This window comes from Pseudomonas sp. JL23, assembly GCF_056933585.1.
Window position 1 is genome coordinate 1 of the sequence record NZ_JBXOSF010000002.1, and the last position, 22,488, is coordinate 22,488.

Here is a 22,488-nt window from a genome sequence, read left to right on the forward strand (position 1 = left end):
ATGACCTCCAAAGAACCCTCGCTGTTGCTGGTAACCAAAGCCAATGACCTGATCAGCGCATCCTATCGCCTGACCCTGCAGGAGCAGCGTCTGCTGTTGGCCGCCATTGCCCAGGTCGATCCGCGCAAACCCATGCCGTCGAAGATCACCGTGACCGCCGCCAGCTTCGCCGAGATCTACGGCGTGCCAATCCGCTTCGCCTACACCAACCTCAAGGAGGCGGCCGACTCGCTTTACGAGCGGGATATCCAGACCTTCGATGGCAAGAACCGCACGCGCATTCGCTGGGTCTACAAGGCGGCCTATGCCGAGGGCGAGGGCCGCGTCACGCTGAACTTCACCGTGGACGTTATCCCCTACCTTTCGATGCTCAACAGCAAGCTGACCTCCTACGATCTGCGCCGGGTAGCGAACCTCAACTCCATGCACAGCTTCCGCCTGTTCGAGCTGATGATGCAGTTCAAAAGCACTGGCGTGCTGATCATCGAGGTGGAAAAACTGCGCATCCTTCTCGACCTGGGTGACAGCTACAAGCGCTTCAACAACCTGCGCCAGCGTGTCATCGCACCGTCCATTGCCGAGATCACGGCCAAGTCCGGCATCACCATCACCTACCAGACCATCACCGAAGGCAAGACCGTCAAGAGCCTGATGTTCCGCTTTCAGGAGGCGGCGCAGATGCGGCTTTCCCTGGAGGACGGCATGGAGGCCATTCCCCATGAGCAACTGGTAATTCTTGAAAATTGATTATAAATCATATGCTTATATTGATAGCTATCTATATAGCTAGATAGCTTTAATGATAGCTGGCTAGATATCCATAGCCGGAATTTGTAGTCGATAGCTGTAGGAAAGGACGCAGCAAGACGTTTCCTTTTATATAGAAGGAAGGACAGTGATGCTTCTGGAAATGCCTGGATGGGGCAAAAAAAGGGGCATATGCCGGGTTTTTTCCGCGCTGAGTCGGTTTATCTATAAAGATAGCTATCTATATATCTAGCTTTTTTAGGCGGATTTCGATAGCCGGAATTTGTAGTCGATAGCAGGTGTTTCCGTTCCTGCCTCTACCATCCAGACAAATCCCAAGATGTGGAATGCCAATCTGTAGGAGCTGCCGAAGGCTGCGAAAGCGGTGTATCAGATAGACCCATTCGCAGCCTTCGGCGGTTATGTTGGCAGCGATTAACAGGCATGACCGTGAATTATCTGCTTCGCATCTAACGCCAAAAAATCGCATTAACAGCTACGGTTCAGCTGTAATGACATATAAAGAAAAGTTTTAATAAATAACGACTCATTACTTTATAGAGTAAGCGTTCAGAAGTGTTTCATGGCTGATACATAACCCTGCGTCGTTAAGTCACGACGCAGGGTTTAACTCATCAATCAGCAGCCTTCTCGGCCAACACTTGTCGATAGATCTGCGCAGTGGTCGCGCACATATGCTCGGCAGTGAAAAGCTGTTGGAAGCGCAGTTCTGCGTTAGCGCCAAAAGCTGCCGCTTCGACGGGGTTATCCCACAGCCGGGTCATGGCTGCGCGCAGGGCCGGCGGTTCGTTGGGCGGCACGGCCAGGCCGGTGTGTTCGTGCAGATTGACGAAGGTCGTACCGGTGCCCATTTCGCAGGAAATCATTGGCTTGCCGTACATCGACGCCTCCACCAGGGAGATGCCAAAGGCCTCCGAGCGCATGTGCGACGGGAACACCAACGCGTAGCACATCTGCAACAGGCACACCTTGTCCTCATCATCCAGCCGGCCGAGGAACTGCACATTGCGCAGCTTCAGGGTCTCTGCCATGGCCTTGAGCTCTTGCTCCTGGGGGCCGCCACCGAGAATCAGTACCGGATAATCCACGCCTTCCAGGGCCCGCAGCAGGCTGTCCAGCCCCTTGTAATAGCGCAGCACGCCGACGAACAGGAAAAACTTCGGCGGCACGCGCTGGCGCCACTTCTCCTGGGTGGCCGGGGTGACGACCGGGTAGGCCGCCTGATCCAGGCCATAAGGCACGACCACGGTTTTATCGACGAACGGCTTGAGCGTCGTGCTGGTGCGCTGATAGTTGGGCGAGGCCACCAGAATGCGGTCCATGCGCGACAGAAACGCGTGCATCAAGGGCCGGTAAAGTTTGAGCAGATGGCGCTGCTTGATCACATCCGAGTGGTAGCTGAGCACCGTCGGCTTGCCATGGCGCGTGGCGAAATGCACCAGGTCCATCAGCGGCCAGGGGAAGTGAAAGTGCACCAGGTCGGCCTCGGCGGCCATCTCCTTGAAGGTGCCGAACACCTGCGCCGAGAACCCGGTGGACGCCAGGTTGAAGTTCTCTTTGACCCGCGTGACCGGGTGATCGGCTAGCTGGATCTGCGCAGGGGAGGGGTTGGGGCTGAGCGTCAGGACCTGATTGTCGATGCCCAGGGCGCGACCGCCCTGGCACAGCTGGAAAATCACCTGCTCGATGCCGCCGGTGGTGTCCGGGTAATAGGTTTTGAAGAAATGCAGAATGCGCATGAAATGCTCGCAGGACAGCTGGGGCAGATCGACTTCCTGAGTGTCCACAACGGGAACAACATGGGTTACGCATTTGAAACGCAGGTTGTGTAGGAAGAAGAACAAGGAATGCCAAGATGCGCGGACTTTACCTTTCGCTTTGAAGACGTTGCAACATTAAATCTAGGAAAGATCCTACGTAGGAAAATACTGTCGTCTGATTCCACTGACAGCTTTTTCATTTATCACTCGTTAGTCGAGTGTTACACTCCCGCGCTTTTCCATACCCCGTGGCAGTTAGGAAATTATGCGTAACGTCGATGAAAACAGCTTGCAGGCTGCGTTAAAAGCTTGTAAAGGCAGTTTTATATCAGTCGGTATTTTCAGTTTGTTCGTGAATGCCCTGATGCTGGTTCCTACCTTTTATATGCTCCAGGTTTACGGGCGTGTGGTCACCAGTGGCAGCATGACCACGTTGGCCGTGCTGACCCTCATCATGGTCATTCTTACCATCACCACAGGTCTGTTGGAGTGGGTGCGTTCGCGCATCATGATTCGCGTCAGTACCAAGCTTGATGTCATCCTCGCTCGCGATGTGTACCGCGCCAGTTTCAAAATGGCCCTCGCGACCGGCGGTATGAACTCCTCGGCCCAGCCCCTGAGCGATCTGACCGCCTTGCGTCAGTTCCTGACCGGCAACGGCCTGTTCGCCTTCTTCGATGCCCCATGGCTGCCGATCTACCTGGCCGTGATGTTCATGTTCCACCCTTGGTATGGCTGGACCGCCGTGGCCAGTGCCATCGTGCTGCTGATCCTGGCCTATGCCAACGAGAAGGTCACCAGCAAGCCGATCGCCAACGCCAACCGCGAAAACATGGCCGCCAGCCTGCACACCACCAAAAACCTGCGCAATGCTGAAGTCATTGAGTCCATGGGGATGCTCAATAACTTGATCAATCGCTGGTCCCTGCGTCAGAAGAAGGTCCTGCTGCTGCAATCGGAAGCCAGTGACAAGGGCGGCAACATCACCTACGCCTCGAAAAGTTTCCGGGTCATGGTGCAGTCGTTGATCCTCGGCCTGGGTGCTTACCTGGCGGTCAACCACGAAATTTCCTCGGGCCTGATCATTGCAGGTTCCGTGTTGCTGGGCCGCGCCCTGGCGCCAATCGATCTGATCATCGGCAGTTGGAAAGGCTTCATCGCCGCCCGCGGTCAGTACAACCGTCTTAATGAAATACTTTCCAAGCTGCAGTCGGAGCCTGAGCGCATGCCGCTGCCGGCGCCGCTGGGCAACGTCAGCGTGGAAAACATGATTGTCGGCGCGCCGAACTCGCGCGTGGCCATCATCAAAGGCATCAGCTTCGCGGTACCGGCCGGCACCATCGTCGGTGTGATCGGCCCGAGTGCCTCGGGTAAATCGACCCTGGCCCGTGCGCTGCTGGGCATCTGGCCACCACAGCACGGTACCGTGCGTCTGGACGGTGCCGATATCAGCAACTGGGACAAGATCGAACTGGGCCCGCACATCGGCTACCTGCCCCAGGACATCGAACTGTTCGAAGGCACCGTCGGCGACAACATTGCCCGTTTCGGTGAAGTCGATCCGGAAATGGTCGTGCAGGCCGCCAAAGTGGCCGGCGTTCACGAAATGATTCTGTTGCTGCCCGAAGGTTACGACACCGTGATCGGCAGCGACGGCGTCAGCCTCTCCGGCGGTCAGCGTCAGCGCGTCGGCCTGGCCCGTGCCCTGTACGGCACACCGAAACTGATCATCCTCGACGAGCCGAACTCCAACCTCGACGAAATCGGCGAGCGCGCCCTGTCCTACGCCCTGACTTACCTCAAGGCCGAAGGCTCGACAGTGTTTGTGATTACCCACCGCACCAATATCCTCTCTCAGCTCGATCGTCTGCTGGTGATGAAGGATGGTCTGCTCAGCATGTTCGGGCCGACCGAGCAGGTGGTGGCCGAACTCAGTGCCAAAGCCAACAGCCAGAAAAACCAGGTTGCCACCGCAGGCGCTGCGCCTACCAGCGCCTGACAGGAATACGTCGATGAACCGAAATATGATTGCCACCGCCGCCGACAACTTCCATGACCTGCCCACGTCCGACGCCAAGTCGCGGCGCATTGGCTACACGATCATCTTTGTTGTCTTCGGTATCTTTGGCACTTGGGCGGCCGTTGCGCCGCTCGACAGCGCAGTCAACGCCCCGGGCGTGGTCACCGTGCAGACCTACCGCAAGACCGTGCAGCATCTGGAAGGCGGTATCGTCAAAGAGCTGCTGGTACACGACGGCGACACCGTCAAGGCCGGCGACCCGCTGATCGTCCTCGACGACTCCCAGGTGCGCGCCGAATACGAAATCAACCGCGGTCAACTGGTGGCGGCCAAGGCCACCGAAGCGCGTCTGCGTGCTGAACGCGATGGCAAGACCAGCATCGACTTCAGCGACATGATCGAGCACGACACCCCGCGCGGCAAAGAAGCCCAGGCCACCGAGACTCAGGTGTTCAACGCCCGCCGCAACGCCCGTCTGGGCGAGATTTCGGTGCTGCAAGAGCGCGTCGGCCAGCTTAACGAGCAGATCAAGGGCCTCGGCGCCATGATCTCCACCAAGAACAATCTGGGCAAATCCTACAACGGCGAAATCAAGGAGCTGAGCGACCTGCTGGCCCAAGGCTTCGTCGACAAGCAGCGCCTGCTGGATCAGCAGCGCAAGCTGGACATGCTCAAGTCCGAAATTGCCGACCACGACTCGACCATCACCAAGACCCGCCTGCAGATCAACGAAACCCAGTTGCAGATCCTGCAACGCAACAAGGATTTCAACTCGGACGTGGTCAAGCAATTGGCCGAAACCCAGACCAAGGTCTACGACCTGCAGGAACGCGTCGCGGCCTACCAGGATCGCCTGAGCCGTGTAGTCATTCGTGCTCCCGATGACGGCATGGTCATCGGCATGACCGTACACACCGTTGGCGGTATCGTCCGCGCGGCCACGCCGTTGCTCGACATCGTCCCTTCGGTCTCCGACCTGATCGTCGAAGTGCACGTGCAGCCAGTGGACATCGACCGCATTGCCATCGGCAAGCCGGCGAAGATCCGTTTCAGCGCCTTCAACGCCACGACCACCCCGGAAATCGAAGGCGAAGTGATCCAGATCTCCGCCGACCGCCTGACCGACGAACGTACCGGCGCGCCTTACTACCTGGCCCGCCTGCGCGTGACGGCTGAAGGAGAGAAGAAGCTGGGTGATCGCAAACTGGTGCCAGGTATGCCGGGTGATGCCATGATCGTCACCGGTTCACGCACTATGTTGCAGTACATCCTGCAACCGGCCCGTAATGCCATCACTGAATCGATGATCGAGGAATGATTGTGCGCCGTCTGTTCCCCTGTCTGATGTTGAGCTTGCTGTCTGTGCAGATCCAGGCAGCCGAGGTCAAGATTGCTGAACCTGCGACCGCCAAGCCACCGGCCACCAGCGTCAGTGCCAAGACCTACACAGCCGACCTGCTGTCGCTGTATCGCGAGTCGCGTCTTGAGGACCCGCGGGTCCTGGCGTCCTATGCCCGCAATCTGGCCAGCAAAGCCCATGCGGACGAGGCCTTCGGTTCGTTACTGCCGCAGATCACCGCCCAGGCGGGGGGGAACCGCATCAAGCAGACCAACGAACTGCAGGATCAGGTCTACAACAGCGAGAACTACAGCATCAGCCTGAGCCAGGCCCTGTACAACAAGGCGGCCTGGGAGAACTACCAGAAGTACAAGAAAACCATCAGCCAGACCGAGTCCGAAAGCACCGAGGCCCAGGCCGAAGCCGCCCTGGACCTGGCCCAGCGTTACTTTGCCGCCCTGGCCGCAGACGACGAACTGGAGCTGACCGAAGCTGAACTGCGCACCAACCAGGGCAGCCTGGATCGGGTCAATGCGCTGTACGCCAAGCAACTGGCGATGATCACCGACGTGCTCGACCTGCGTGCCCGGGTCGACACCCTGGCCGCTCAGGCCGTCGACGATCGCAACCAGGTGCGTGTCAGCCGCGCGGCCCTGTCGGAAATCGTCGGCCGTCCGGTCACGGAAAAACTCAGCCGTATCCGCACCGATGCCCAGTTCAAGGTCTCCGATCAGAGCCTGGACACCTGGGTGCAGAACGCCCTGCAGGAAAACCCGACCCTCAAGGCCAACATCGCCGCTGTTGATGTGGCTGAAGCCGGTGTTCGCGGCGGCAAGGCCGGGCATTACCCGACCCTGGCCCTGCAACTCAGCGCACAGAACACCAACGAAGGCTATAACAACGCCCTGGCGCCCAAGACCGACAGCTATGTAGCCGGTCTGGTCCTTCAAGTGCCGATCTACAGTGGTGGCTCGACCTCTGCCCGCGTGCGTGGCCTGGTCCAGGACCAGATCAGCGCCGAGCAGCAGCTGGAAGCGACCCGTCGCCAAGTGGTCAAAGAGACCACCAATGCGTATCTGACCGCCGATTCCAACGTCGAAAAAATGCGTGCTAACGTCAACGCACTGAATTCGGCAACGCAGGCGAGCATCGCTTCGCAGAAATCTTTCGCTTACGGCGTGGTCAACGCCGTGGACGTCTTGAACGCCACCCAGGCCGAATTCAAGGCCCGACGCGACCTGCTCAAGACCCAATACGATTTCATTACCAATCTGTTCGTTCTCAATCGCTGGGCCGGCAAGGTGTCCACCGAGAGTGTCGAGAGCGTCAACGCTTGGTTGAGCAATAACAGCACAACGGACCCAGTCCCTGTCCCCGACCGGAAGTCAAAACAATGAGCACACCCAGCAAATCCGTCATCATCACAGGCATCACCGGTCAGGATGGCGCCTACCTGACTCAGCTGTTGCTGGAGAAAGGCTACAAGGTCTACGGCACCTACCGCCGCACCAGTTCGGTCAACTTCTGGCGTCTTGAAGAAGTCGGCGTGTTGAACCACCCGAACCTGGAACTGGTCGAGCACGACCTGACTGACCTCAGCGCCAGCATCCGCCTGATGCAGAAAGCCGAGCCGAGCGAAGTGTATAACCTCGCTGCCCAGAGCTTCGTTGGCGTGTCCTTCGACCAACCGCTGACCACCGCCGAAATCACCGGCCTGGGCGCGGTCAACCTGCTCGAAGCCATCCGTATCGTTAACCCGAAGATCCGCTTCTACCAGGCGTCGACCTCGGAAATGTTCGGCAAGGTGCAGCAGGTTCCGCAGACCGAAGCCACTGATTTCTACCCGCGCAGCCCGTACGGCGTGGCCAAGCTTTACGCGCACTGGATGACCATCAACTACCGCGAGTCCTACGGGATCTTCGGTTCCAGCGGCATCCTGTTCAACCACGAGTCGCCACTGCGCGGCAAAGAGTTCGTGACCCGCAAGATCACCGACGCCGTGGCGCGCATCTCCCTGGGTCAGCAGGACGTGCTGGAACTGGGCAACATGGACGCCAAGCGCGACTGGGGTTTTGCCAAGGAATACGTCGAAGGGATGTGGCGCATGCTGCAGGCCGACGAGCCGGACACCTTCGTACTGGCCACCAACCGTACCGAAACCGTGCGTGACTTCGTGTCGATGGCCTTCAAGGCCGTGGACATCTCGCTGGAATGGAAAGGCAGTGCCGACAACGAACACGGCATCGACACCAAGACCGGCAAGACCGTCATCCAGGTCAACCCCAAGTTCTACCGCCCGGCCGAAGTCGAGCTGCTGATCGGCGACCCGGAAAAAGCCAAGCGCGTACTGGGCTGGGAAGCCAAGACCAGCCTGGAGCAACTGTGCCAGCTGATGGTTGACGCCGACCTTGAGCGCGTCAAAAGCGGTAAATCCTTCTAAATAGTACCCACGCCGCCCGCCGTTCGAGCCCCTGGTTCGGACGGCGGGCGTGCTTGCTTGTGGTGAGTCGTATTTTTATTCATTTGTTGCCTGCCTGTGGGACCGGCTTTAGCCGGGAAGAGGCCAGTACAGCCGATACATACTTTGTGTCTGCAATGCCGCCTTCCCGGCTAAAGCCGGTCCCACAGAGTGCTATGGCGTTGGTGCGCCCATGAACCGTCTGCTATTCGACGTCACGCGTCTGCTCGAGTCCGGTCTGCACACCGGTATTCAGCGGGTCGTGCGCTGTCTGCTGGCCGCCTGCGAGCGGCAGTTTGCCGGGCAGGGTTATCAGGTGTCGGCCGTGACCTTCGCCGGTGAGCACTGGCAAGCCTATGCCGAACTGGCGCCGCACCCGTGCCAGGGCCTGGGCGAGCAGGTGCAGCAGCCCGGCCAGCTGATCGAGCCGGGCGATGGCGATGTGCTGCTGATGTTCGATGCCTCCTGGTATGGCGAACCCTGGCAGGCGGTGGACGCCGCACTGGCCCGTGGCGCCCGGCTGATGGGCATGGTCCACGACCTGTTGCCGCTGGAACACGCCGACTGGTTCCGTGAAGGTCTGGAACAGCGCTTCGGCGATCACCTGCAACACATGGCCCGGCGTGCCGAGCGTTTGTTCGTGCCGACCAGTGCCGTGCAAGGCCGGTTGCAGGAGCTGCTCGAGCGCGATGGCCACACCGTGCCCGTCGCGGTTCTGGCCCATGGCGGCGACTTCTGCAACCAGCACGCCAGCGTCGAACAGATTGCCGAGTACCAAGGCTACCTGCCGGACCCGGCCAGCACGGACGATCCGCTGTACCTGGTACTGGGCACCCTGGAGCCGCGCAAAAACCACGCGCTGATTCTCGATGCCTTCGACACCCTGTGGGCCCAGGGCCGGACCCCGCGTCTGTTGTTCGTGGGCAAGGTCGGCTGGCAGGTTGATTCCCTGGTCGAGCGTCTGCAGAATCACCCGTTGCTTGGCCAACGCCTGTTTCACGCGGCCAACCTGAGCGACCCGGCGTTGCTCTGGCTGATCCGCAACAGCACCGCGCTGGTCTACGTGCCCCGTGACGAAGGCTTCGGCCTGCCGGTACTGGAAGCGGCGATGCAAGGCTGCCCGGTGATTGCCAGCGACATTCTGGTGCTGCGCGAAGCGGGCCGTCACTGGCCGCAGTTTGTCGCCCCGGACAACCTCCCCGAACTCATTCAGGCCCTCTACACCCATGCGCAGCATCAGCCGGCCCCGGCTTTTCACCGCACCTGGGACGATGTGGCCCAAAAACTAGGAACCTTCCTGAACATGGCGAGCCGAGCACAATGACGTTTATCAAGGACATCCTGCGTTTTCGCGGGCTGATCTACGCCATCACCCTGCGCGAGATCAAAAGCCGTTATGCAGGCTCCACCTTTGGCCCGCTGTGGCTGATCGTGCCGCCGGTATTCATGGTCACTATCTACACCGTGATCTTTGCCCGACTGATGCAGGCGCGCTTGCCCGGTATCGAACACCAGTACGCCTACAGTATCTACCTGTGCGCCGGCCTGATTACCTGGAACCTGCTGCTGGAGCTGGTACAGCGCGGCAAAGGGGTGTTCCTGGAACACGCCAACCTGATCAAGAAGTCCAACTTTCCCAAGTTCATTCTGTTTATTCCGGTTATCGCCGTGGCATTGCTCAACACCGTGATGCTGCTGGTGCTGGTGCTGGGCTTCATGCTGGTGTCGGGCTATCCGCTGTCGTTCAACACCCTGTTGATCTTCCCGCTGTTGGGCATCACCGTGGTGCTGGGTATTGCCGTGGGTGCGCTGTTGGCCACGTTGAACGTGTTCTTCCGCGACATTGGCCAGCTGACTGACGTGTTCTTCCAGGCGCTGTTCTGGGCCACGCCCATCGTCTACCCGCTGAGCATTCTCTCGGAGTCGGTGGCACGCCTGCTGTCGTGGAACCCGGTGTTCTCCCTGGTGCTCAACGCGCAGAAAATCCTTTTGGGCGAGCCGATCTCGCGCATGCAGCTGGTTTACCCGCTGGTGTTCGGCGTTATTGTCTTCTTCCTGGCCGTGCTGTTGTACAAGCGCAGCTACAACGACCTACTTGATCAGATCTGACATGACTATTCTCGTTGACCAGGTAGGGAAGGCCTATCCGAAACTCAAGGGTCGCTGGCACGCACTGGGCACCTGGCTGGGCCTGTGCGAGCGCGATCAGAACTGGATCATCCGCGACGTCAGCTTCAAGGTCGGGCAGGGCGAGTCCGTGGGCATCATCGGCGTCAACGGCGCCGGTAAAAGCACCCTGCTCAAGCTGATTACCGGCACTGCGATGCCGACTGAAGGCACCATCACCACCACCGGGCGCATCGCTGCGCTGCTGGAACTGGGCATGGGCTTTCACCCGGAGTTCACCGGGCGCCAGAACGTTGCCCTGGCCGGGCGCATGCAGGGCCTTGAGCGCGAAGAAATCGTTGCGCTGATGCCCGAGATCGAAGCCTTTGCCGAGATCGGCCATTACTTCGACATGCCGGTACGTACCTACTCCTCGGGCATGTTCGTGCGTCTGGCCTTCAGCGTGGCCACCGCCGTGCGCCCGGAAGTGCTGATCGTCGACGAAGCCCTGGCCGTGGGCGATGCCTACTTCCAGCACAAATCCTTCGCGCGGATTCGTGACTTCCGCGAGCAGGGCACCACCTTGCTGTTCGTCTCCCACGACCCGGGCGCAATCAAGAGCCTGTGCGACCGCGCCATTCTGCTGGGCGATCACAAGATGCTCATGGACGGCAAACCCGATGACGTCCTGGACTTCTACAACTCGCTGATCGCGCGCAAGGAAGAAGGCAACCTACAGGCCCAGGCCGTCAACGCACCGTATGCCGGGCGTTCCGGCAACGGTAAGGCACGCATCGAAGAACTGACCATCAGCAGCAACGGCAAGGCCGCAGTCATGCTGGAAGTCGGCGCGCCGCTGACCCTGACCCTGAAAATCAAGGCCAACCAGCCGATCTACGATCTGTCCCTGGGCTTCATGTTCAAGGACCGCACCGGCTACGACATCTTCGGCACCAACACCTGGCTGCGCGGTGAAATGCGCGACTTGGGCGTCAATGCCGGTGTCGAACAGACCGTGACCGTCGAGATCCCGGCCTTCAACGTCGGCCCCGGCAGCTACAGCCTGACCCTGGCCCTGCACGGCGGCGCCGACCATATCGAAGACAACTTCGACTGGTGGGACAAGGCTGCAGTTTTCAACGTCATGGGCCACAGCGGCTACAAACACTTCGCCGGTGTGTGTGCCCTGGAAGCTAAATTTAGCCAGGCTTGAAACGCAAAGCTTCCCGGCTAAAGCCAGTCTCACAGATGATGTGATCCTTTGTGGGCCCGGCTTTAGCCGGGAAGGCCCTGTTCAAAAATGCTGAATATGCAGCGGCTGTACCGACCCATTCCCGGCTGAAGCCGGTCCCACAGTGATTCTGTGTTTGCTGTTCAGCAGCTAAACACCCCCTCCCTCGACGCTGACAAGCCCACCTGCGTAGAATGGCCGCCTTCTGACTTTTGGCATGGCGCATTCCTACACGCGTCATGGACCTATCCGCTTGCATTGGCCCTACGGTCTCGAACGCCTAATAAATGACTATCGATATCAAAAAACTCCAAAAAGCCATCGCGGCTGAAGTCAATCGTCGTGAGTACGAGCGTGTTGCTGGTAACACCGATCACTCAGCGGCAACGGCGCACCTGCCTAATGACTTGGTTCGCTCGTTTGAGGTGATTGAACTCGAGGGCTTCCTGCCGCCGCCTCTGGAAAAAGTTGCGGAGGTCGAAGCTGACTACATTTCCGCTGCTGTCGAGCAGGCCCAGGCCAACCCGGACAGCGGGCCGCCGAGCCTGTATCGCCGGCTGCGCGGGTTGCCGCTGATCGGCAAGGTGATCGGCCATCGACGGGTCATGCATTTCCTGACCCGTGTCCAGGAACAACCGGGCGGCGCGTCGCTGAAAAACATCAGCATGATGATCGCGCGCGCTGTGCTGTATCGCATTCCCAAGGTCCAGGGCACCGTGAAACTGGTGCGTGAATTGCGTGTGATGAGCGGGCACATGGCCTGGTTGCAGCACCAGCTCCACGATACCAATGCGCGCCTGCGCAATGCTGGCCTGCAAATGCAGAGTCAGGTTAACCAGAGCCTCTACACCCAGGCGCTGTCGATCGAGCAGAACGAACAATTTTTAGTCATGCGCATGGAGCGCATAGAGCAGCGCCAGCGCGAACTGGCAATACGCGAAGCCCAAGTGGGTGCGCCCGCAGCGTTCACGCTGGCCAAACCGGCCGAAGAACCGGGCATGCCGCATGAGCTGTACCTGGAATTCGAAGCCAACTTCCGTGGCTCGAAAGAAATGATCCGCGAGCGCCTCAAGGCCAACCTGCCGTACTTCCAGCAGAACGTCGAACGCTTCAGCGAGCCGGTCCTGGACCTGGGCTGTGGCCGTGGCGAATGGCTGCAACTGCTCAAGGAAGCCGGTGTACCGGCCCTGGGCGTGGACTCCAACACCGCCATGGTCCAGTGCTGCACCGATGCCGGTCTTGAAGCCTACGTCGGCGACGCCCTGCAATACCTGGCGGCCCTGCCGGCCGGTAGCCTGGGCGGCCTGACGGCGTTCCACATCATCGAGCACTTGCCGCTGGACATCTTCATCAAGCTGATCGACGAAGCCAAGCGCGTCGTGCGCAGCGGCGGGGTGGTGCTGTTTGAAACGCCGAACCCGGAAAACCTCATCGTCGGCGCCTGCAACTTCTACATCGACCCGACGCACCGCAACCCGCTGCCGCCAGCGCTGGTGGGTTTTTTGCTCAAGGCGCGGGGCTTCGAGCGTGTCGAAATCGACCGCCGTCACCCCGGCGACCCGGCGCTGCTGCTGCAAGGCGGCGACGAGGGCGTGACCGGCCCGCTCAACCGACTGCTGTTTGGCGCGCAAGACTACGCCGCCATCGGTTATGCCCCCTGATCAAGACTGAGCCGAGCCCATGCATCTGATTATCTGCAATGAACGCCTGCTGTTCCGCTTTGGCGTGGACCGGGTCTTGCTCCTGTTGGCCCAGGGCCTCAAGGCGGCAGGCTGGCACATCACCTTTGTCGCCCATCGCGCCAACCATGACGTGCTCAGCCGCATCACCGACGATATCCATACTCCGCCGGAGCACAGTGGTCCCTATACCGAGCTCGACGAAGCCACCGCCGAGTGGCTGCGCAATCACCGTCAGCTGTTCGCCGGTGCTGGCCACGACCCGGCCGGTACCGTCGCGCTGATCGGCGGTTGGCCGTTTTATGCCTCCATTGCGGTGTTCCGCCAATGGGGCATTCCGACGGTGGCGCTGGACTGCGGCGGCGTACCGTACGACGACATGACCGGCCCGGCCCGCATCGTTCAGGAACGCCTGCGCGCCCAGCGCCGTGAATACCTGCCCGAAGCCCGCGTGGTTACGCCGATCAGCCATTTCGTCGCGCGCACCCAAAGCCTGCCGGACGCAGGTTACGGCGTAGACATCGAGATGATTCACCTCGGCGCCGATCACTTGGTGGGCGGTGTTGATCAAAGCCTGTGGCAAAACGGCCATCAAGCCGACGTCGCCCAAAACGGTGAAACCCACGAAGGCCCGAGCATCATCAACCTCGGCCGCTGGGAAGTGGGCAACTACAAAAACAGTGAAGGCCTGTACCCGATTGCCCGGCAGATCCTCGCCGTGCACCCGAAAGCGCGCTTCAGCGTGCTGGCCACCGCCGAAGAACTCGACGTACCGGACGACCTCAAGGCGCACATCCTGCCCCTGGGCCACCCGAGCGATGCCGACCTCAATGCCCTGATGGCCAACGCGGACCTCGGCATCAGCGTTTCGCGCTGGGAAGGCTTCAACCTGCCATTGGCGGAAATGCAGCAGCTGCGCAGGCCCGTACTGGTGCTGAACATCGGCGCGCACCCGGAAGTCGTCGCCACGCCGCTGCAACTGTGCAGCGACGAAAGCGATATCGCCGCCAAAGCCCTGCAAGTCCTGGCCGGTGAGCTGCTCAGCGGCGCCGAGTGGGACGCGCACCTGGACACCTTCCAGCAGACCTTCACCTGGCAGCGCACCATTAAGGCCTACGCCGACCTGCTCGGCGGCCTCGGTGCCGTGCGTGATCTGCCGGTACCGGCGCTGATCATCGACACCAGCGCCTGCCTGATCGACACCGCCAACACCGGCGTTGCCCGCGTGGTGCGCAGCCTGTCGCGCAAGTTGCAGAACTTCGGCCAGCCGCTGTTTGTGACCTGGGATGAAAGCGTGCAAGCCTACGTGCTGCCCACCGAAGCGGAATATCAGCGCCTGGGCTCTTACGGCGGCCCGCTCGGCAACCCGAGCCACTACGTTTTGCCGCGCTCCACCGATACCCAGCGCCTGACGCTTAAAGGCCTGGGCCGTCGCCTGCGTAACGGCTGGCTGCTGCAAAGCGAAATCGTCTTCGAACGCCAGGGCCCGGCCCGCCGTGCCGCCGCCCGTGAATTGGGCCTGCAAGTGGCGGCGATCTTCTACGACGCCATCCCCGTGACCCACTCCGAGTGGGTGGCCGACATCAGCATCCGCAACAACCACGCCGCCTACATGAACGGCCTGGCCGAGTGCGACCGCGTGCTGCCGATCTCGCCGGACGCCGGGACCCAGCTGCAAGCCCACTGGGTGCGCGAAGGCATCAGCCCGCATGCGGAAGTCACCACCTGCTGGATTCCCGGTGAACTGACCGGCTCGCCGCGCGCCACCACCCCGGCCGCTGCGCCGCAGGCCGGTGAGCCGCTGCGCATTTTGTGCGTCTCGACCCTGGAACCGCGCAAAAACCACAAAACCCTGCTCGCCGCCGTCGCCCGTCTGGCCGCCGACCATCCCGAGCTGGACTGGCAACTGGACATGATCGGCAACCGCTATGCCGGTGCTGACGACATCGTTGAAGCCGTACGCGCTGCCAGTGCCGCCGACCCGCGCATCACCTGGCACGGCGTAGTCAACGACGAGATCCTCAACGACTACTACGCCAAAGCCCATATCAGCGTGTACGCCTCGCTGGTTGAAGGCTACGGCATGCCGATCGTCGAAAGCCTGTGGCATGCCCGCCCGTGCATTTGCCACAACGGCGGCGTCATGGCGGAACTCGCAGCCGAAGGCGGCTGCCGCACCGTCGACATGACCGACCCGGCAGCCCTGGCCGAGATGATTCGCACCCTGGCCGGTGATCGCGCCCAGTACCAACAACTGGCCGAAGAAGCCGTGGTGCGGCCGATCCTCACCTGGCGCAGCTACGCCCGCGAACTGCTGCGCCAACTGGCCAGCCACCGCCCGCGTCCGCAGCTGGCGCCGCTGCCACGGCAATGGCAACACCTGCTGATCGACGCGCAACTGGAAGTCGCCCCCGATATCGGCCAACTGGCCCTGGCCGCGCTGTTCGAGCGCCGCCCCGTGGACTGCGCGCTGATTATCGGCAAACAACCGGAATGGCGCACCGCCCTGATCGGCCACCACCTGCCCCAAGCCTGGCAACTGGTGGCGGGGGAGAGCTGCGACGTCAGCAGCATCGGCCAACTCAGCCGCATCGAAGCCCCGCTGCATGACAGCCTGCCATTGCTGCTCGATGAACTGCGCGACAACGCCATTCGTATCGACTTGATCGTACTGGCCGCCGCCCAGACCACCGACAGCGACCTGCTGCACAGCCTCAAAACACGCCTCGACGACCAAAGCGGCGACGGCCTTCTATTAATAGAAGGAAACGACAGCGCCAAGGTCGCCGAACAACTGGGCCTCGTCACCCAAATCGCCATCGAACTACCCGGCCTGACCGGCTACCGCTACCCGAATGTGACCGAGTAAAGCCGCAACACCTGTGGGAGCGAGGCTTGCCCGCGAAGGCGATGGACCCGCCACAAAAGATCCACCGGCCACACCGGCCCCTTCGCGGGCAAGCCCGGCTCCCACAAAGCTTCAGGCAACACCCAACCCTGTGGGACCGGCTTTAGCCGGGAAGGGGCAGCCCAGGCAACACCGAAACAAAGGCCACAGCACAAACCCTGTAGGAGCGAGGCTTGCCCGCGAAGGCGATGGATCAGCCGCAAAAGATCCACCAGCCAAACCGGCCCCTTCGCGGGCAAGCCCGGCTCCCACAAAGCTTCAGGCAACACCCAACCCTGTGGGACCGGCTTTAGCCGGGAAGGGGACAGCCCAGGCAACACCGAAACAAAGGCCACAGCACAAACCCTGTGGGAGCGAGGCTTGCCCGCGAAGGCGATGGACCTGCCACAAAAGATCCACCAGCCAAACCGGCCCCTTCGCGGGCAAGCCCGGCTCCCACAAAGCTTCAGGCAACACCCAACCCTGTGGGACCGGCTTTAGCCGGGAAGGGGACAGCCCAGGCAACACCGAAACAAAGGCCACAGCACAAACCCTGTGGGAGCGAGGCTTGCCCGCGAAGGCGATGGATCAGCCGCAAAAGATCCACCGGCCAAACCGGCCCCTTCGCGGGCAAGCCCGGCTCCCACAAAGCTTCAGGCAACACCCAACCCTGTGGGACCGGCTTTAGCCGGGAAGGGGACACCCAGGCAACACCGAAACAAAGGCCACACCGCCAAACCCTGTAGGAGCAAGGCTTGCCCGCGAAGTCGATGGACCCGCCACAAAAGATCCACCGGCCACACCGGCCCCTTCGCGGGCAAGCCCGGCTCCCACAAAGCTTCAGGCAACACCCAACCCTGTGGGACCGGCTTTAGCCGGGAAGGGGACAGCCCAGGCAACACCGAAACAAAGGCCACAGCACAAACCCTGTGGGAGCGAGGCTTGCCCGCGAAGGCGATGGACCCGCCACAAAAGCTCCACCGGCAACCCCGTCTCCAATAGGAAAGGGCAGTGCTGGCCAGATACCTACTCATGCAACCCAAAATTTTTCACAGGTGCGCTGTTCGATGAAAGTCCTGGTTATCTCCAACTTCTTCCCGCCCCATGTCATCGGCGGCGCGGAAATCATCGCCCATCACCAGGCCCTGGCCCTGGCCGCCCGTGGTCATGACGTCCGTGTGCTGGCCGGCGACAACCGCCATGGCCTGCCTGACTACCCCGTCACCCACGACACCCTCGACGGCCTGCCCATCACCCGCATCGCCCTCACACCCCTGGACTTCGCCGCCACCGGCAACAACGTCGCCCATAAAGAAGTCGAAGACATCTTCCTTAACCTCATCGAAGACTGGCACCCCGACGTCATCCACGCCCACCACATGACCGGCATGTCCCTGGGCATCCTGCAACTGGCGCGCAGCCGCGGGATTCGCGTGGCCCTGACCCTGCACGACCACTGGGGCTTCTGCATCAACAGCACCCGCATCACCACGGCAGGCCGCCTGTGCCATGACAGCACCCAATGCCACACCTGCCACAGCCACATCCACGTCAACGAACGCAAAGTCCCGCAGCGCCTGCGCCAGGACTACCTGCGCTGGCAGCTCGACGCCGTTGACCACTTCATCTCCCCCAGCCACTACCTGGCCGACGCCTACATCGCCAACGGCATCCCCGCCGAACGCATGAACGTCATCGCCAACGGCATTGAACTGGAACGCTTCATTAATACCGCGCCGCCCGAGCCCGGCCCGCGCCTGAACATCCTCTTCACCGGCTACATGGGCGACCACAAAGGCGTGCCGACCCTGCTCGAAGCCGTGGCCCTGCTGCCCCATGACAAGGTCCACCTGGACATGGTCGGCGACGGCCATATGCTAGCTAGCTATATAGCTAAGCTAGCTAGCATAGCCCCCAGCGTCTCCGCCAAATTCTGGGGCCGCCTGCCCAACGCCCGCATTGCAGAGCGCTTCGCCCAGGCCCACGTGTTCGTGCTGCCCTCCGTCTGCCCCGAGAACCAACCCGTCACCATCACCGAAGCCATGGCCTGCGGCCTGCCCGTGGTGGCCTCGCGCATTGGTGGCATTGCCGAACTGGTCGATGAAGGCCACACCGGCTGGCTGGCCGAACCCGGCAACGCCCAGGACCTGGCCGACCGTCTGCGCTTCTATATAGATGCCCCCGAACAGATCGCCGCCCACGGCCAGGCCAGCCGCGAACGCATTCAGGCGTACGCCTTCGGTTTGCAGATCGAACGCATTGAAAAGCTGCTCAGCACCCCCGGCACCGAGCGTACCGGCCCCGAAAACAGTCGACCGCTGCTGATCGCCTGCCACGGCAGCCCGCTGGACGCGACATTCACCAGCGTGCTCAAGGAACTGGCGCCCATTCCGGCCAACCGCCCGCAACCGGCCAGCCAACCGTGCTGGATCCCGGTGGAATGGATCACCCCTGAAACAGCCGACCTGTTGTGGCTGTCCGGCCAGACAACAGCCGACCCCGACACAGGCCTGCAACACATCGAGGCGTATCGTGCCTTGGGTAAGCCGGTGTTGTTAGATGAGCGCAACATCGCCGTGGCGCGTCGTACCGACGCCGTGCTGCGAGTTAGAGGGGCAGAGCAGGTGGCACTTGGCCTTAAGCTGCTAACCGATCATGCTAAAGCTATGCCATCGGCTTCTAAAGACGCTGCGAAAAACCCCGCGTAACCTCCTATTTTCAATAAAATTTCTCTTTACATTCTGTTGCATTTGCTGCCTATTAGACGCCGATCAATGCCAATCTGACATTATCGGTGTCGGTAGGTGGAATTTATGCTGTAGGAATTTTCCATAGCTTTTGGCTATTAGGGAAAATTTCCTACGAATTCATGCATTTTTTCCTACCGTAACGGCTGAGATACACCGCGACCTATGCTAGAGTGCCGCACAAGGCTGCACGGACGTGTTGGGCAGCTGGTGAACGAGACAAAGATTGTCCGTTTCTGTGTCAGCTTCTTTTTATAATGAAACCTGGAGTAAACAATGGCTGCTTCCACCTACCTCGCTCAAGTACAACAACTGTACATCGCATATTTCGGCCGTCCGGCTGACACCACTGGCCTGAATTTCTGGGCTGGCGTGATCGATGCTGCAAACGGCAACATCGCCGCTGTACAACAAGGCTTCTCGACTTCCGCTGAATCGGTTGCTCTGTACGGCAACAAGTCGAACATCGACAAAGTCACCGCGATCTACCAGAACACTTTCGGTCGTCAACCAGACGCCGCTGGCCTGACTTTCTGGGTCAACCAACTGGACACCGGCAAGCTGACCCAAGCTCAAGCTGCCTGGACCATCCAACAGTCCGCTGGCTCGGTCGACGCTGCAGTCGTTCAAGCTAAACTGGTTGCCGCTCAAGCGTTCACCGCTCAGATCGACACCGCTGCTGAAATCCAGGGCTACCAAGGTACTGGCGCTGCTGATTCGGGCCGTGCTTTCCTGTCGACCGTTACTTCGACCGCTACTGGCCTGACTGCAGTTGCTAACGCTGCTTCCGCTCTGGCTACTGCTGTAGCTGCTGGCGGCACTGGTTCTTCGTTCGTTCTGACCGCTGGTGTTGACAACCTGGTCGGTACTGCGAGCAACGACACCTTCACCGCTGATAACACTGGCGCTACCAAGACTATCGGCGCTGCTGACACCATCAATGGTGGTGCTGGCGTTGACACCTTGAAAGTGTTCCTGGCTGCAGCTGATACTGGCTTCACCAACCCAACTCTGAGCAACGTTGAAAACGTTCTGATCAACGGTGGTGTTGTTACTGCTTACACAGCAGTAGCCGGTACTACTGGTCTGACCATCGAAACTCCAGCTCTGACTGCTGGTGCTCTGGCAGCTGCTACTTACACTGTTGCTGGCCAAGCCGTAACTCTGAAAGGCGTAAACGTTACTGCTAACAGCACAACTATCATTGCTTCGGCAACTGACACTGTTGAAAACGTTACTCTGAACGGCTGGACTTCGACTGGCGCTGGTATCACCAACACCGTCAGCCTGACCGGCGCTAACGTTGCTACTGCAAACCTGACTGCTACTGGCGTTAACAGCTCCATTACGCTGCAAGGTACTGCTGCACTGAAAACGCTGAACATTACTGGCGACAAGAACCTGACTGTAGCAACTTCTGCTACTACCACCGTTCTGAACTCTGTTAATGCTTCGACCGCTACCGGTAACGTAAGCGTTGACGTGTCTGCATCCACCGCACCAGTCGGCTTCACTTTCACTGGCGGCGCTGGTAACGACACTCTGACTATCGCTGCTGGCAACTTGGGTACTCTGACCGCTGGCTCCCAGCTGGATGGCGGCGCTGGTACTGACACCCTGGTTATCAAAGACGCCACTCTGGCAGCTTCTGACTACGCCAAACTGAACACCGTTAAAGGCTTCGAAACTCTGGGCCTGGGCGTTGCTTCTGTAGTTGACGCTTCCCAGCTGACTTCGATCAAAGGCTTCTCGTTCGGTGGTGTTGCAACTGAAAACATCAGCAACCTGGGTACTGGTAACACCATCGCCATCACTGGCGCTGTGACTACCGCAACTCTGGGTGCAGCTACCGGCAACACCACTAGCGATATCACTCTGGGCGCAACCACTACTGCTGGCTTCACTGTTGGCACTTTGGCTGTTACCGGTCTGACCACTCTGAGCCTGACTTCTAACGGCACAAGTGGTAACACCATCAGCACCCTGAGCAACAGCGATAACACCACTATCACTGTTAAAGGTGCTGCTGACCTGACCATCAGCGCTGCTCTGGCTGGCACCACTACTGGTAGCAAGGTTGATGCTTCTGCATTCACCGGTAAGCTGACCGTAACTGGTTCGGGCCTGAACGACGTAATCATCGGTGGTTCGGGTAACGACACCATCACCGGCGGTAAAGGTGCTGACATTCTGACTGGTGGCGCTGGTAACGATACTTTCGTATTCGGCACTGCTGCTGCAGCGAACACTTCGGGTCTGGTATTCGGCCAAGCTGACGTCATCACTGACTTCTCGGTTGGCGCTGACAAAATCAACCTGGTGGGCGGTGTTGTTTCCGGTCAACAAGCCGCAGTACAGACTGCTGTTACCGCTCTGGCTGCAGGTTCTACTGCAACTCAGGTCGCAGCAGCAATGGCTACTGCTAGCACCACTAACCTGGGCGTTTCGGTTGCAACGTTCGGTGGTAACACCTACGTTCTGTACGAAACTTCGGGTGCTGGCACTGGCGTAGCAGCTGATGACGTGTTCATCCAGCTGACTGGTGTTGCTTCTGGCGTAACCTTCGCCAACTCCGTAACAACTGTGTAAATAAGAATAAGGGCATCGATTCTCGATGCCCTTTTCCGATTGAAAAAACCGCGCCTATTGCAGGCGCGGTTTTTTATTGTGCGTTATTTTAGAAAATTAAAGACCAGCGAAATTAAATGTACCGCCAGAAGAGTCTTGTTTTTTGTTGGATTCGATTAGCTGAGCCCTGTGTCTGAGTAGATTAAATAAGGCTGAAATATTATTCATAGAGAATAACTGCCCGTACACAATTGATAAGGCACCATTTTCACGCAACGTCAGAAAGTCCTTGTCGGACAATTCATTAAATGCTGTTTCATTAATCCGATACAATCCATTTACTGGGACTTCGGTATCGCCATTATTTATGGATATCTCCCAAGGCGAGATAATTCCACATTTTTCAATTACATTACATATTTCACGTGTAAGAGCGTGGGTAGAGTTATAGTGGGCGAGTAGCTTTAATATTTCACCTACAACTGTAGTAATGTTTCCGCTTTCATCAAATAGCGCTTCACCCAGCGCCCCTTCGCTTATACGCGACTCTTCAAGGCACAAAATCTGCTGGTCTGCATTATCAGGCGCGTTTAGCATTATAAATGGACGAGTTCGATAGTGGGCTGGAGTATAATGCGCCAACCATTGACCTGCTTCAGAGACTAATAAATTTTCGCCGGGCTTGAGACCCATCACGGCTACCAGTTCGAATCGATCTTGAACTTTTATAAAAGCAATTGGCAAAGCATGAATGACTTCAGGCATTTCATTGGCAAATATTTGTACCACGTTATCATGCTTAGCAAACTCTGCTGATGAATAACGCAGCCAACGTTTATCTTTATGGGCTTCGCTGCTGAGCGGTACATACGATGACATCTAAAAATACTCCTGTTGAAAACATCGCACCAAAGCGACTTGAAAA

At 59.4% G+C, this 22,488-nt stretch carries 14 protein-coding genes; 12 read left to right on the forward strand and 2 right to left on the reverse strand.

From position 1 onward, the window contains the following. A complete protein-coding gene (locus tag AC1Z24_RS31600) occupies nucleotides 1-747 on the forward strand; it encodes a replication initiation protein (RefSeq protein WP_259110067.1) in 747 nt (248 codons plus the stop codon). Between the two features lie 635 nt (nucleotides 748-1,382). Here the strand turns inward: AC1Z24_RS31600 and AC1Z24_RS31605 are convergent. Further along, nucleotides 1,383-2,507: a glycosyltransferase family 4 protein gene (locus AC1Z24_RS31605; protein ID WP_483746823.1), complete on the reverse strand. Its 1,125-nt coding sequence runs from the start codon at nucleotides 2,505-2,507 to the stop codon at nucleotides 1,383-1,385. 286 nt (nucleotides 2,508-2,793) lie between these two features. Between AC1Z24_RS31605 and AC1Z24_RS31610 the strand changes: the two genes are divergently transcribed. The 11 genes from AC1Z24_RS31610 (at nucleotide 2,794) to AC1Z24_RS31660 (ending at nucleotide 21,584) form a co-directional block, all read left to right on the forward strand. Then, nucleotides 2,794-4,527, forward strand: a complete 1,734-nt coding sequence (locus AC1Z24_RS31610) for a type I secretion system permease/ATPase (protein WP_483746797.1) — start codon at nucleotides 2,794-2,796, stop codon at nucleotides 4,525-4,527. Nucleotides 4,528-4,540: 13 nt separating this feature from the next. Next, on the forward strand, nucleotides 4,541-5,866 hold the full coding sequence (locus tag AC1Z24_RS31615; RefSeq protein WP_259110072.1) for an HlyD family type I secretion periplasmic adaptor subunit: 1,326 nt from the start codon (nucleotides 4,541-4,543) through the stop codon (nucleotides 5,864-5,866). Then, nucleotides 5,863-7,284: a TolC family outer membrane protein gene (locus AC1Z24_RS31620; RefSeq protein ID WP_483746798.1), complete on the forward strand. Its 1,422-nt coding sequence runs from the start codon at nucleotides 5,863-5,865 to the stop codon at nucleotides 7,282-7,284. Before AC1Z24_RS31615 ends, AC1Z24_RS31620 begins: the two co-directional genes overlap by 4 nt. After that, nucleotides 7,281-8,327 (forward strand): GDP-mannose 4,6-dehydratase, encoded by a 1,047-nt coding sequence (gene gmd / locus AC1Z24_RS31625; protein ID WP_483746799.1) that lies wholly within the window; start codon nucleotides 7,281-7,283, stop codon nucleotides 8,325-8,327. Before AC1Z24_RS31620 ends, gmd begins: the two co-directional genes overlap by 4 nt. Nucleotides 8,328-8,538: 211 nt before the next feature. Continuing rightward, nucleotides 8,539-9,669: a glycosyltransferase family 4 protein gene (locus AC1Z24_RS31630; RefSeq protein ID WP_483746800.1), complete on the forward strand. Its 1,131-nt coding sequence runs from the start codon at nucleotides 8,539-8,541 to the stop codon at nucleotides 9,667-9,669. Next, the gene (locus tag AC1Z24_RS31635) at nucleotides 9,666-10,454 is read left to right on the forward strand and encodes an ABC transporter permease (protein WP_483746801.1); all 789 of its coding nucleotides are present in this window, start codon (nucleotides 9,666-9,668) and stop codon (nucleotides 10,452-10,454) included. Before AC1Z24_RS31630 ends, AC1Z24_RS31635 begins: the two co-directional genes overlap by 4 nt. A gap of 1 nt (nucleotide 10,455) precedes the next feature. Continuing rightward, nucleotides 10,456-11,664, forward strand: coding sequence for an ABC transporter ATP-binding protein (locus AC1Z24_RS31640; protein ID WP_483746802.1), 1,209 nt, complete (start codon nucleotides 10,456-10,458; stop codon nucleotides 11,662-11,664). Between the two features lie 305 nt (nucleotides 11,665-11,969). Continuing rightward, nucleotides 11,970-13,343: a class I SAM-dependent methyltransferase gene (locus AC1Z24_RS31645; RefSeq protein WP_483746803.1), complete on the forward strand. Its 1,374-nt coding sequence runs from the start codon at nucleotides 11,970-11,972 to the stop codon at nucleotides 13,341-13,343. Nucleotides 13,344-13,362: 19 nt separating this feature from the next. Next, nucleotides 13,363-16,230: a glycosyltransferase family 4 protein gene (locus AC1Z24_RS31650; RefSeq protein ID WP_483746804.1), complete on the forward strand. Its 2,868-nt coding sequence runs from the start codon at nucleotides 13,363-13,365 to the stop codon at nucleotides 16,228-16,230. A 1,085-nt stretch (nucleotides 16,231-17,315) separates the two neighbouring features. Next, nucleotides 17,316-18,956, forward strand: coding sequence for a glycosyltransferase family 4 protein (locus AC1Z24_RS31655; protein WP_483746805.1), 1,641 nt, complete (start codon nucleotides 17,316-17,318; stop codon nucleotides 18,954-18,956). Between the two features lie 315 nt (nucleotides 18,957-19,271). Then, nucleotides 19,272-21,584, forward strand: a complete 2,313-nt coding sequence (locus tag AC1Z24_RS31660; RefSeq protein ID WP_483746806.1) for a DUF4214 domain-containing protein — start codon at nucleotides 19,272-19,274, stop codon at nucleotides 21,582-21,584. A gap of 96 nt (nucleotides 21,585-21,680) precedes the next feature. On the opposite strand, the gene AC1Z24_RS31665 is transcribed toward AC1Z24_RS31660, so the two are convergent. Further along, the gene (locus tag AC1Z24_RS31665; RefSeq protein WP_483746807.1) at nucleotides 21,681-22,442 is read right to left on the reverse strand and encodes a SapC family protein; all 762 of its coding nucleotides are present in this window, start codon (nucleotides 22,440-22,442) and stop codon (nucleotides 21,681-21,683) included. Nucleotides 22,443-22,488 lie beyond the last annotated feature (46 nt).